The organism is Enterococcus pernyi, assembly GCF_045371165.1.
Taxonomy (GTDB): Bacteria; Bacillota; Bacilli; order Lactobacillales; family Enterococcaceae; genus Enterococcus_B; species Enterococcus_B pernyi.
The window spans coordinates 73,439-85,963 of record NZ_JBIQDM010000005.1 but is presented as its reverse complement, the minus strand read 5'-3'; the positions used below and the strand labels follow the sequence as shown (position 1 = coordinate 85,963).

Below are 12,525 nucleotides of genomic sequence, written 5' to 3'. Positions count from 1 at the left end.
GAGAAAAGGAGCGCATGTATGTATCAAGTAATTACAATGTTCGGTGATAATGAGCCTTGGTGGTTCTTTGAAGATTGGCAAGAAGATATTCAAATGGAGGAAACTTTCTCCTCTTTTGAAGAAGCGCAACAAAACTATGAAGAAAAATGGCTGGCCATTAAAGACAACTATGAGTATATCCATGCCAAAAATAATTTTCTTAGCGCTTTTTGGAATGATGGCGATGAGCGCTGGTGTGAAGAATGCGATGATGATTTGCAGCAATACAAAGGACTGGCTTTGCTGAAAGATTATCAACCGATCACTTTGGAAAGCAGAAAGGATTTTTATGAAACAACTAATTCTAGCGGAAAAGCCAAGCGTTGCGAAAGACCTAAGCAAGGTGCTTGGTGCTAATCAAAAACACAAAAACTATTACGAAGGACCCAAGGTGATCGTGACTTGGGCCCTTGGTCATTTATTAGGTCTAAAGATGCCAGAGGATCTGAATAAGGAATGGCAAAGCTGGCAGATGGAGACCTTGCCGATGATCCCTAAAAAACTAGGGATCAAACCCTTACCAAAAACTGGTCATCAATTGAAAGCCATCAAGCAATTGGCTAGTCGTAAAGATGTCTCAGAAGCAGTGATCGCCACAGATGCCGGACGTGAAGGAGAACTCGTTGCACGTTGGATCTTGGAATACGTTCACTTCAATAAGCCGGTGAAACGTTTGTGGATCTCCTCTCAAACGGACAAAGCGATCAAGACAGGTTTCAGCCAATTGAAACCAGCTAAAAGCTATGATGCGCTGTATGAGTCTGCTTTGGCCAGGGCAAAAGCAGATTGGTTGGTCGGGTTGAATGTGACACGTGCACTGACAGTAAAATATCAAGACAATTTATCAGCGGGTCGGGTACAAACCCCAACCTTAGCTTTGGTGCGTAATCAGGAAAAGAAAATCGAATCATTCCGACCACAAACGTATTTTACGATTTCATTGACAGTCGGCAATGAACAAGCAAAAATGGTCCAAAAAAACCAGTTTGCTTTGAAATCCCATGAAGAAGCCCAAGCGTTTGTTAAAACCCTTAGTCAGAGTAAGGGAACAGTAGTCAACATTGAAGAAAAAACAAAGACAGAAAAAGCTCCTCTGCCTTATGATCTCACGGAGATCCAACGAGAAGCCAACCAACGTTATGGTTATTCTGCAAAGAAAACGTTAGGACTTGTTCAAAGTTTATACGAAACGCACAAGATCGTCACCTATCCACGAACAGATAGTAAATATTTGACGAATGATATGAAAAGTACCATGAAAGAAAGACTTCAAGCCATCAGCGATTTTGCACCAGAAGTGAAAACTTATTTGAAGAATGGGGCAGTGGTTCGTCAAACGAGTGTCTTCCAAGATAGTAAAGTAACAGATCACCATGCTTTGTTACCGACGGAAAATCGTCCACGCTATGAAAAATTAAGTAACGAAGAACAAAAAATCTACCAAATGATCGTGACACGATTCTTAGGGTTATTTGCAGAACCACATAAAATCAGTCAAACGAAAATCACTGTCGTATTTGGGAACGAACAATTTGTTTTCCGCCAAAACCGGGTGTTGGAAGCTGGTTGGAAAACGTCTGCTGAAAGTCATGTGGATTCGTTTGACTGGAAAAAAGACATGCGCATCCAACCTGATTTTACGATCAAAAAGGAATTGTCGGCACCGCCAAAACCTTTGACAGAAGCAAGTCTGTTAGGTTTGATGGAAAAACACAGTTTAGGCACGCCCGCGACTCGTGCGGAGATCATTGAAAAGTTGATCAAATCCGAATTAATGGAACGCACACCGCAAGGCTTACAAGTCTCACCGAAGGGCAAGCAGTTGTTAGAACTGGTCAATCCATCACTTGTGACACCAGATTTGACTGAAAGTTGGGAAAGAGATCTAGAAGCGATCGCGCTTGGAAAAAAACAAGCCAACGTCTTTTTACAATCCATCGAAAAAGAAACGAAGCGACTTGTCCAAGAAATCAAAACAAGTAAGCAAGAATACCAAGATTTTTCGATTACCCAAAAGAAATGTCCGGATTGTGGCTCGAATCTTCGTGAGAAGAACACAAAAGATGGCAAAATCTATGTGTGTACGAATCAAGATTGTAGCTATCGTCGTCGGAAAGATCCGAAAGTCTCTAACCATCGTTGTCCACAATGTCACCGCAAAATGGAGATCATTGAAGGCAAAAATGGCGCTTACTTCCGTTGTAAATTTGACGGGACGACAGAGAAGATGCTAGAAAAAAAAGAGCAGAAGAAAAAAATGACAAAACATGAAGAACGTCGCTTGATGAAGAAATATTCTCAAGCAGAAGAACCGGAAGAAAGCCCATTAGCAGCAGCCTTAAAAGCTGCGATGAAGGATAGTTAAGTTACAAGACTTCATACCTTGGCAGATGATCCACATGAGCGAGTAGTCGTTCAAAATCTGCAAAGGGAAAAATGATGGTACTGGTGTTGCTGTTTGGATGAAAGCCCACGGTATCTTTGCGATCGATCGAGGAATCAATGACGACTTGGATCTCGTTTTCTAAATCGTTGACTAAGGCAAATGGATTGACGGTACCTGGCGGAACATGTAACAACTGTTTGACTTGGTCTCCTGACACAAACGATAATCGTTTTTCATTCAACTGTTCTGCCAATAACTTCAAGTCGGCTTGTTTTTCATCAGGTAAGACGACAAAATATATTTGTTTGCCTTTCTTTGATTTGACCAAAAGATTTTTAACTTGTGGACCTGGTAAAGTAAAAGTTAGATTTTTGACAGAAGTAATGGCTGGATGATTCACTTCTTGGTAATTGATTGCCAATAGATCAAGCAATTCATAGGCCTCTTGTTTCGTGGCATGACACATAAAAAACAATCCTCCATTCATTTTTTATTTATTTTAGCACAAAAAAGATTGACAAATAAAAATGAATCAGGTAAATTACTCATTAAGTTAAATAAAAGACATCGAAAAGAAGAGTAGCAATTAAGTGTTTGAAGAGAGTCTCTGGTTGGTGAGAAGAGGCAATAACTGATTGTGAAACACATCTTGGAGTCGATTTTCTGAACAGCCAGTAAGAAAATCCGGGAAGCCCGTTATAGCTGCGGTCGTTGTTAGACGACCAGATAAGGTTAGTTTTGCGAGAAACTAATAAAAAAAGGTGGAACCACGTATTTTGCGTCCTTTGATCTTCGGATCAAAGGACTTTTTTTGTTTTTCATGTGGTTGGAAGGGACAGCTAACAATGTACCCCTTTAAAGAAAAGAGGAGGAAAAGAAAATGAATGATTTATTAGAAGTGATGCCACAGTTGTTAGTAGGGGCGCTGACAACCTTGAAATTATTTGCCTTTACCTTGATTGGTTCTTTGCCATTAGGAATTATTTTAGCCTTAGGGTTGTCGTTACATTTTAAACCGATCCGTTATTTCCTACAAACGTATGTCTGGATCATGCGAGGAACACCGCTATTATTACAATTGATCTTCGTGTTTTACGGTTTGCCAACGATCGGGATCGTGTTTGATCGTTTCGAAGCTGCTTTGATCGCATTCGTTTTAAATTATGCTGCCTATTTTGCTGAGATTTTCCGTGGTGGTATCCAGTCTATCCCTAAAGGGCAGTATGAAGCAGCTCAAGTCTTACAGTTGAGTCCTTTCCAAACAGTGACAAGAATCATTATTCCGCAAGTAACAAAAATCGTGTTACCTTCTGTCGGCAATGAAGTCATCAATCTAGTGAAAGATTCTTCGTTGATCTATATCTTAGGTTTAGGTGATGTGATGCGAGCGGGTAAGATCGCGATGGAGAGAGATGCAAGTTTACTTCCATTGCTTGGCGTGGCACTGATCTATCTCGCACTAACAGGAGTGCTGACGATCGTGTTGAAGCAAATTGAAGAAAAATTAAATTATTACCGCTAAGAAACGAGGAGGGAACAGCGATGATTGAATTAAAAAAGATTAGTAAATCATTTGGTGACAAACAAGTGATCAAAGATTTTGATTTAGTAATACCGGAAGGACAAACATTAGCGATCGGCGGACCGTCAGGAGGCGGTAAAACAACGATGTTACGGATTTTAGCCGGTTTAGAAAAAGCTGACAGTGGTGAGTTTTACCTGGATGGCACGAAATTTGACCCTTTTGAATTGAAAACAGAAGAACAAGTGGTAGGCGTCGTGTTTCAAGATTTCCAGCTTTTCCCACACTTGAGTATTTTTGACAATATTACTTTGGCACCTAAAATGGTGTTGAAACAAAGTAAAGAAGAATACACGAAAAAGGCGGAGGAATTAGCGGACTCATTAGGGATTCGTGATTTATTAGGAAATTATCCTTATCAATTATCTGGAGGACAAAAACAACGTGTGGCCATTGCTCGTGCGTTAGCGATGAACCCACGAGTGTTAGCTTATGATGAACCGACGAGTGCATTAGATCCAGAGTTACGCCAACAAGTAGAGAAGTTGATTCTTTCATTAAAAGAAGAAGGCGTGACACAAATCATCGTGACCCACGATTTAGTCTTTGCTGAAAACGTTGGGGATCAATTGATCAAAGTTATGCCAAGTAAGTAGGAAAGCGGTGGGGAGAAAATGAAAAAATTCAGCTTTTTGATTTTATCTTTGATTGGTTTTTTCTTTTTAACTGGCTGCACGAATGAGCGGACAGCGACAGAAAGCTGGTCAAGAATCAATGAAGAAAAAAAGATTATCGTAGGACTAGACGACAGCTTTGTACCAATGGGTTTTCGTGATAAAGATGGTAAACTGACAGGATTTGATATTGAGTTAGCGAAAGCTGTCTTTGATGAATATGGCATTACTGTTGAGTTCCAACCAATTGACTGGTCAATGAAGGAGTTCGAATTAAACAACGGAACAATTGATTTGATCTGGAACGGGTATTCAAAAACGCCAGAACGTGAAGAAAAAGTCTTGTTTACAAAACCATATATGAAAAATGATCAAGTGTTGATCACACCAAAAACTTCTGGTATTACAAGCTTTGAACAAATGCAAGACAAAATCTTAGGCGCACAAAACGGTTCTTCTGGTTATGATATGTTTGTCAGACATCCAGAAATACTCAAAGACTATGTGAAAAATCAAGAGGCAGTTTTGTATGCAAGCTTTAATGAAGCATTGATCGATTTGAAAAGTGACCGTACAGATGGTGTGTTGATCGACAAAGTCTATGCCGAGTATTTTTTGAACATACGAGACGAATTAGACAATTTCAATGTGATCAAAGGGGACTTTGATGGAGAAGATTTTGCTGTCGGTGCGCGAAAAAATGACGAAATACTTGTGGAAAAAGTCAATGATGGCATAGCCGAATTGGTTGAAAACGGAAAATTTAAAAAGATCTCAGAGAAGTGGTTTGGTGAAGATGTCACACCAGAATAGGTGACAGGATGACATGAAGGATCGAATCATAGGGGAAGTCAAAATAGTGGAACAGCATCTGCTGCTCCGCTTTTTTTATTTGTTTTGGACTTATTTTTTAAATGACTAGACTTTTATTTAGAAATGTCAAAAATCTACTTGGTAATGAAAAGGGTTTCGTGTTATTCTAAAGAGGTAAAGATTGAACTAGGAAAGGAAGATGTTCATGGAACACCAAAAATTAACGGCATTTCCTGATGATTTTCTTTGGGGATCTGCTTCAGCTGCCTATCAAGTAGAAGGTGCATGGCAAGAAGGCGGAAAAGGTGAGTCTGTATGGGATCGCTTTGTTCGTATTCCAGGTAAGACATTTAAAGGAACAAATGGTGACCTAGCAGTAGATCACTACCATCGTTATAAAGAAGACATTGCCTTGATGAAAGAACAAGGTTTGAAAACGTATCGCTTCTCTGTAGCTTGGACACGTATTTTTCCAAATGGCCGCGGCGAGATCAATCAAGAAGGTTTAGCTTTCTATATGGATTTGATTGATGAATTGATCAAACACGACATTGAACCAATGTTGACTTTGTATCATTGGGATCTGCCACAAGCATTGCAAGATGAATACCAAGGATGGGAATCTCGTCAGATCATCGAAGATTTTACGAACTATGCAAAAACATTATTCGAAGCATTTCGTGGCAAAGTCCACTATTGGGTTAGTTTGAACGAACAAAATATTTTTACTTCACTCGGTTATTTATTAGCGGTACATCCTCCAGGAGTGACTGATCCAAAACGAATGTACCAAGTGAACCACATTGCCAACTTAGCTAATGCAGCAGTGATCAATGAGTTCCATGAAATGGATATGCCTGGGAAAATCGGACCAAGTTTTGCGTATACGCCAAACTATCCGATCGACAGTGATCCAAAGAACATTTTGGCTGCTGAAAATGCGGAAGATTTGATGGCACATTATTGGATGGATGTTTATATGTGGGGCAAATATCCAATCGCTGCGATGAAATTCTTGGAAGAACAAGGGTGGGCGCCAACGATTGAAGAAGGCGATGAGGAGCTACTAGCATCTGCGAAACCTGACTTTTTAGGCATCAACTACTACCAAACAGCAACGAATGCCTTTAATCCATTAGATGGTGTCGGCGCTGGTAAGATGAATACTACAGGTAAAAAAGGCTCATCAGAAGAAACAGGCGTGCCTGGCATGTACAAAAAAGTAGAAAATCCATTTGTCGAACGTACAAATTGGGATTGGGAAATCGATCCAGAAGGTTTACGTATTGCTTTGCGACGAATCACGAGTCGCTACCGTATCCCTGTGTTGATCACGGAAAACGGTTTAGGTGAATATGACAAATTGACAGAAGATAAAAAAATCCATGATGACTACCGTATCAACTACTTGGAAAGTCATGTCAAAGCCATCAAAGAAGCTATTTCAGATGGTGCAGAAGTCTTGGGCTATTGCACATGGTCTTACACAGACTTGCTGAGCTGGTTAAATGGCTACCAAAAACGCTATGGCTTCGTTTATGTAGATCAGGATGAAACACAAGAAGGATCACTTGATCGCTACAAAAAAGATAGCTATTACTGGTACCAACAAGTAATTCGTGAGAATGGCGCGAATATTGGGAACCAATAAATATTGCACGAATAATACGTACTAAAGTGGATGGCACAATTTAAAAAAAGGAACAAAAGAGGAGGTACTGCTCATCTTTTGTTCCTTTTTTTGTTTGTCTTTTAGCTTTTACATCACCTAGAATTTCTGTTGATCACTAGTCTAACATAAATTGTTGAAGCACCGTTACACCAAAATCAGGTGCAGTCAATAATGTTGCGCCGATTGCGGCATCCGTCAATTTCCCACTATACGAATTTAGTGTGAGTAGTTTTCCGCTTCGAACGTTTCTGAACTTGTACAAAGGAATGGTTCCATAGGCATTTCCTGCGCTTACTACTCGCCATTGTGCCCGTTTATCTGAAGCATTTAAAACCCCAGTGCGTACAATAGAGAAGCCATTCCATTTACTATCTGATTCATACATTGAAAAATTATTTGCTCGATTATGGATGACAAAGGAATTGTTAGCCTCATAGAATACAAATCTCCATTGTTGGTTCGTATTCCTATGTTCATTAAAATAGATGACATCATCACTACTTGCTGAATCATCTAGCGCTCTACTATTATTAAGAGAATTAATGATGTGATAAGAATTACCTACCCTATTAGCCAATTCTTTTTGCTGTTGGTAGTCTCTGTCATCATTCACAGCAGTGAGTCCTTTCGAATTTATAGCAATTGTATCAATGAGTTGTTTCTTTTCCCAAACATTCCCAATCACTCGATAGATTTTCATCTCATTTTTTGAATGATCGACTTCTGCAGTTAAGTAAGTTTTTTGAGAAGCACTGCCAGAAGAATAAACTGGGACTTTGCCAAAATACTGTGGGTAAGAAACCTTACCGATTGTTTTGTGATAATGCCCTGCAAAAACGGCTCGCAACGTTCCATTATCATAATATTTTTCTACCATTGCCTTGAATCTTCCTTGGGGATCACTTCCCAATTTCCAATCATTTGGTTTATGTATATAAAGAATAGCCGGTTGGTTTGCACTTCTTGCTTCTTCTAACTGTCTCTCGATATAGTCCATCCCAGGTGTTAACCAATAAGTAGGACCAGGCCCTTCAGAGCAAGAAAGATGCATCGTGGGATAATTGTTGGCTGTGATCATTCTAAAATCCCCAATTTTTTGTGAATAGTTTAGGCTACCAACATGCTTAGATTCAAAAAAGTAATCTTCTTTCCAAGTATCTTTTGAAATCCAATTATGAGGTCTATAGGTATGCATTCTGTTAAAGGTTATCCGCCAAGCTTGGTTGAGGAAAGTATCCTCGAAATTATTTTCAATATCGTGGTTTCCTAGGCCATAAGAATAAGGCATTTTTAGTCTACTGAATAATTGATCCATGCGACTCCACTGAGAGCCTTGACCGTAAGCAGTGACATCCCCATTGACATAGGTATGTATTACTTTATTGCCGATGCTTGTTGAATAATCATTGATACTGTCATACTGATTTAAAATTAACGCAGCGGACTCCGCTCTGAGATCGCTATCTGATTGATAAATACCATCATCTGTTTTTGCTGTCCATGGAAATTGAGGATCAGAGGTAACTACAAACGAATAGTCGATGTCTGCGAATGCCGTAGTGCCAACCATAATTGTACCTACTAGAATACTCGCACTCAAAGTAATGCTTTTGATCATTTTATTTATTAATATTTTAGTACGCTTTTCAAATTTCATTTCTACTCCATTCTCTTATATTAATTTATTTTTTAAAGTTTGTTTCACTTTTATTTTGAAATTCTACACTCGAAGGCTTTTTTGATTCTTGTGAGTGTTATGACAAAACAAAAAGTGGTGTGATTTCCTATATTTTCGTAACCTCCTTTAAAGTTGATTGTTTTAAAAAAAGTATATCTTCCTATAATAGGTACTGTTCATAGTGTGTGGTGTTGCAACAAATAATTCTTCTTACAAAGACATAAAAGAATTTCTATCCTCACCTCAACGAAAGAGCGAAGACCATGGAGGCAAAAGGGGTGGCGAGGATCGTAGGAAGAGTTTTGAAGAATCAGATAAAAAGAAAATCAGCAATCGGGCAAACAAAACTTTTGTTCGCTTGCTTTTTTTTGTATAATGGAACTTGATGAAAAGAGGGATATATCATGGCAAAGAAAAAACGTCCTGCTAAGAAGAAGAGAAAAACTAAAAAACAAAAACAGCAGCAGGAGCAAATGATTGCGATCGGTGTTGGCTTTGCTTTTATACTATTTGCCGTCTTTGGGTTTTTGAAATTAGGCTTTTTAGGCATTTTAGTGGCGAATGGCTTTCGCATAGTCGCTGGAAATACGTATCAGATCCTCTGTGTATTATTAGCAGTTTTAGGATTTTGGATCATGGTCAAAAATAGAGAATTCACGATGGGTAAGAGTCGTCGTTGGCTGGGAGTCGGTCTGTTTTATTTAGGTATCTTACTCTTTTTACATGCCAATCTTTTTGGAAAATTGAACAGCGGAGAACCCAATATCATTGGAACGACTTGGGATCTACTATCGGCAGATATTCGTCAAAGCCAAATCACCACGAATGTTGGTGGCGGTATGTTAGGTGCATTTATTTATAATCTGACATTCTTTTTGATTGCTCAACCGGGAAGTTATTTCGTAGCTGTTTTATTGATTATTGGCGGAGCAGTATTATTCAGTAATGTTGAGGGTCATCAATTATTGAATGCCTTACAAGTCATGGGAGATAGATTCCAAGAACTGTTAGAAGGCGATCCAGAAAAGCAGGCACGTAAACAAGCTGCGAAAGAAGAGCGGCAAAAGCAACGAGCAGAAGCGAAGGAAGCAAAACGTCTTGCTGCGAAAGAAGCAGCCGAAGCTGCGGAAATAGAACAAAAGCGAGCCACTCGTCAAAAGAATCAGGTACAAAAGGAAACTTCTCCTATTTATGAAGAAAGTGAACCTGAACAATTAAGTTTTGTGCCGATTGACAGTTTCCAAGGAAATGTCCAACCTCCTGTTATGGAACGTCCTAAACAGGATGAGATGAGCCAAGTACAAGAGTCTTCCGAAGATGAGTTATTTGAAGATGATGGCACTGCATTAGAATTTGAGATCGAAGCAGAAGAAGAAAATCAAGCATACGAGCTACCTTCAATCGATTTATTAGACTCAGCGCAAACCGTGGATCAAAGTGATGAGTACAAGAAAATTGAAAAGAACATTGGCGTGTTAGAACAAACTTTCCAAAGTTTTGGTGTCGATGCGAAAGTCGTCAAAGCAAGTTTAGGCCCATCTGTGACGAAGTTTGAGATCCAACCAGCTGTCGGAGTAAAAGTAAGTAAAATCGTTAGTTTGACTGATGATATTGCCTTAGCTTTAGCCGCAAAAGATGTTCGTATGGAAGCACCGATCCCTGGGAAATCACTGATTGGGATCGAAGTGCCGAATAGCAAGATCAGTATGGTTTCGTTTAGAGAGATCATCGAAGCCCAACCGGATCATCCAGACAAGCTATTAGAAGTACCTCTAGGACGAGATGTTTCGGGTCGTGTCCAAACGGCCGATTTATCGAAAATGCCTCACTTGCTCGTTGCCGGATCGACTGGTAGTGGGAAGTCAGTAGCGATCAACGGCATCATCACAAGTATCTTGATGCGAGCAAAACCTCATGAAGTCAAACTGATGATGATCGACCCGAAAATGGTTGAGTTGAATATGTATAATGGTATCCCGCATTTGTTGACGCCAGTTGTGACCAATCCTAGAAAAGCAGCACAAGCATTGCAAAAAGTCGTTCAGGAAATGGAAGAACGTTATGAGAAGTTTGCTGCAACTGGTGTGAGAAATATCTCTGGGTACAATGAATTTGTCCAACAAAAAAATCTAGAAAATGGAACCAAACATCCGACCTTACCATTTATCGTTGTCATTGTTGATGAATTAGCGGATCTGATGATGGTTGCAAGCAACGAAGTCGAAGATGCGATCATCCGTTTAGCGCAAATGGCTCGTGCCGCAGGTATCCATATGATCTTAGCAACACAACGCCCAAGTGTGGATGTTATCACCGGAATTATCAAAGCCAATGTGCCTTCACGAATGGCGTTTGCTGTTTCCAGCGGAACAGACTCACGAACGATCATTGATTCTAATGGGGCGGAAAAGCTCTTAGGACGAGGGGATATGCTCTTCTTACCAATGGGTGAGAACAAACCGATCCGTGTCCAAGGGGCATTCATTTCCGATCATGAAGTCGAACGGGTGGTTAACTTTGTCACCGATCAACAAGAAGCCAATTACGAAGAAAAAATGATGCCAACGGATGAAGTTGAATCAGCTGGTTCAGCTGAACAACCTCAAGATGAACTATTTGAAGAGGCAAAAGCATTAGTTATCGAAATGCAAACCGCTAGTATTTCTCTGTTGCAACGTCGTTTTAGAATCGGCTACAATCGGGCAGCTCGTTTAGTCGATGAATTAGAAGCTCACGGCGTCGTAGGCCCTTCAGAAGGCAGTAAGCCTCGAAAAGTTTTTATTGAGCAAGTGGAAGAGTCAATGGATCAATCATCATCTGAAAATCAGGAAATATAAAATGAAAGCAAGAAATCTTTTCTTATCGAATTGATTTTTTGCTTTTATTTTGCGTTTAGTCCATAAAAATATTTTTTGTGAAAAAAAACAGGTAGTAACAACACGACTATTATAAAATCATTCATGTTAAAAAATGATAAGCGTAAAGTCACAATAGTTTTTTTAGATGAAAGGAGATTCACTGAATGAACGATGAGACAATGAAAAAGATTGATCAAGTAACGAATGAAGTTTCCGAAAAAATCACGAATGAACAATTAACAGAAACAAGGGATGAAGCGACTGGAAAACCAGTCAACGAACAACCTAAAGAACGAGCCAAAGAACCAATCGAAGAACCAGTCAAAGAACTGGATGCGGATGCCGGTGTAGATGCAACCGAAGAACCAATCGAAAAACCGATCGAAGAACCGATCGAAGAACCGATACAACCAACGAGTCACACAAAAAAAGCAACGCGTGATGAACCCCGAGTCGGCTTGGCAGATTCTGAGTTTCAAAGGGGCAATCAGGAAGTACCGGAAGAAATCAAAAAATGGAATTGGGGCGCCTTCTCTCTTAACATCATCTGGGGAATTGGGAACAAAACGTATCTTCCATTACTGTGTCTGATTCCACTATTCAATTTTGTTTGGGTGTTTATTTGCGGATTCAAAGGCAATGAAGGGGCATGGAGAGATGGAAACTATACGGATGTTGAAACATTCAAACAAGTCCAAAAAACTTGGAGTAGAGCTGGCATAGCGATGTTTATTATTCAAATTGTGATTATCCTCTTATATCTTGTTTTCGTCGTATTCATTCTTTCTAGCTTATGGTATATTCGTGATTCTTTTATCCGGGATTCTTATAACTATGATCCTTACATTTATGATGGTTATTACTACTAGAAAGGAGAAAACAA

Annotated in this window: 10 protein-coding genes and 1 other annotated feature; of the genes, 8 read left to right on the top strand and 2 right to left on the bottom strand. The window is 39.6% G+C overall.

What is annotated here, in order from left to right; translation table 11 throughout:
- Positions 1-18 precede the first annotated feature (18 nt).
- Together ACH0AK_RS07690 and ACH0AK_RS07685 are read left to right on the top strand one after the other, a co-directional pair.
- A complete protein-coding gene (locus ACH0AK_RS07690) occupies positions 19-396 on the top strand; it encodes a DUF1033 family protein (RefSeq protein ID WP_010736169.1) in 378 nt (125 codons plus the stop codon).
- Positions 329-2,404: a DNA topoisomerase III gene (locus tag ACH0AK_RS07685; protein WP_080674304.1), complete on the top strand. Its 2,076-nt coding sequence runs from the start codon at positions 329-331 to the stop codon at positions 2,402-2,404. Before ACH0AK_RS07690 ends, ACH0AK_RS07685 begins: the two co-directional genes overlap by 68 nt.
- A 1-nt stretch (position 2,405) precedes the next feature.
- Here the strand turns inward: ACH0AK_RS07685 and ACH0AK_RS07680 are convergent, their stop codons facing one another.
- Complete coding sequence (locus ACH0AK_RS07680) at positions 2,406-2,891, bottom strand: YbaK/EbsC family protein (protein ID WP_023519207.1); 486 nt, start codon at positions 2,889-2,891, stop codon at positions 2,406-2,408.
- A 92-nt stretch (positions 2,892-2,983) separates the two neighbouring features.
- Positions 2,984-3,214, top strand: a binding site (T-box leader).
- Positions 3,215-3,305: 91 nt separating this feature from the next.
- Between ACH0AK_RS07680 and ACH0AK_RS07675 the strand changes: the two genes are divergently transcribed.
- From ACH0AK_RS07675 to ACH0AK_RS07660, 4 genes are all read left to right on the top strand, one after another.
- Complete coding sequence (locus ACH0AK_RS07675; protein WP_010736166.1) at positions 3,306-3,947, top strand: amino acid ABC transporter permease; 642 nt, start codon at positions 3,306-3,308, stop codon at positions 3,945-3,947.
- Positions 3,948-3,967: 20 nt separating this feature from the next.
- Positions 3,968-4,603, top strand: a complete 636-nt coding sequence (locus ACH0AK_RS07670; RefSeq protein ID WP_010736165.1) for an amino acid ABC transporter ATP-binding protein — start codon at positions 3,968-3,970, stop codon at positions 4,601-4,603.
- An 18-nt stretch (positions 4,604-4,621) separates the two neighbouring features.
- Positions 4,622-5,434, top strand: coding sequence for an amino acid ABC transporter substrate-binding protein (locus ACH0AK_RS07665; RefSeq protein ID WP_226076709.1), 813 nt, complete (start codon positions 4,622-4,624; stop codon positions 5,432-5,434).
- Between the two features lie 205 nt (positions 5,435-5,639).
- Positions 5,640-7,085 (top strand): glycoside hydrolase family 1 protein, encoded by a 1,446-nt coding sequence (locus ACH0AK_RS07660; protein ID WP_023519209.1) that lies wholly within the window; start codon positions 5,640-5,642, stop codon positions 7,083-7,085.
- A 136-nt stretch (positions 7,086-7,221) separates the two neighbouring features.
- Here the strand turns inward: ACH0AK_RS07660 and ACH0AK_RS07655 are convergent, their stop codons facing one another.
- Positions 7,222-8,676 (bottom strand): metallophosphoesterase, encoded by a 1,455-nt coding sequence (locus ACH0AK_RS07655; protein ID WP_226076707.1) that lies wholly within the window; start codon positions 8,674-8,676, stop codon positions 7,222-7,224.
- Between the two features lie 512 nt (positions 8,677-9,188).
- On the opposite strand from ACH0AK_RS07655, the gene ACH0AK_RS07650 reads away from it, so the two are divergent.
- Together ACH0AK_RS07650 and ACH0AK_RS07645 are read left to right on the top strand one after the other, a co-directional pair.
- Positions 9,189-11,621, top strand: a complete 2,433-nt coding sequence (locus ACH0AK_RS07650) for a DNA translocase FtsK (RefSeq protein WP_347082499.1) — start codon at positions 9,189-9,191, stop codon at positions 11,619-11,621.
- A gap of 479 nt (positions 11,622-12,100) precedes the next feature.
- On the top strand, positions 12,101-12,511 hold the full coding sequence (locus ACH0AK_RS07645) for a ribonuclease G (protein WP_226076807.1): 411 nt from the start codon (positions 12,101-12,103) through the stop codon (positions 12,509-12,511).
- The last annotated feature ends 14 nt before the right edge of the window (positions 12,512-12,525 follow it).

Bases quoted from the DNA above. Each gene is read 5' to 3' on its own strand.
- ACH0AK_RS07670 (WP_010736165.1), top strand. From the start codon at position 3,968: ATGATTGAATTAAAAAAGATTAGTAAATCATTTGGTGACAAACAAGTG.
- ACH0AK_RS07660 (WP_023519209.1), top strand. From the start codon at position 5,640: ATGGAACACCAAAAATTAACGGCATTTCCTGATGATTTTCTTTGGGGA.
- ACH0AK_RS07650 (WP_347082499.1), top strand. From the start codon at position 9,189: ATGGCAAAGAAAAAACGTCCTGCTAAGAAGAAGAGAAAAACTAAAAAA.
- ACH0AK_RS07665 (WP_226076709.1), top strand. From the start codon at position 4,622: ATGAAAAAATTCAGCTTTTTGATTTTATCTTTGATTGGTTTTTTCTTT.
- ACH0AK_RS07655 (WP_226076707.1), bottom strand. From the start codon at position 8,676: ATGGTTGGCACTACGGCATTCGCAGACATCGACTATTCGTTTGTAGTT.
- ACH0AK_RS07675 (WP_010736166.1), top strand. From the start codon at position 3,306: ATGAATGATTTATTAGAAGTGATGCCACAGTTGTTAGTAGGGGCGCTG.
- ACH0AK_RS07690 (WP_010736169.1), top strand. From the start codon at position 19: ATGTATCAAGTAATTACAATGTTCGGTGATAATGAGCCTTGGTGGTTC.
- ACH0AK_RS07680 (WP_023519207.1), bottom strand. From the start codon at position 2,891: ATGTGTCATGCCACGAAACAAGAGGCCTATGAATTGCTTGATCTATTG.
- ACH0AK_RS07685 (WP_080674304.1), top strand. From the start codon at position 329: ATGAAACAACTAATTCTAGCGGAAAAGCCAAGCGTTGCGAAAGACCTA.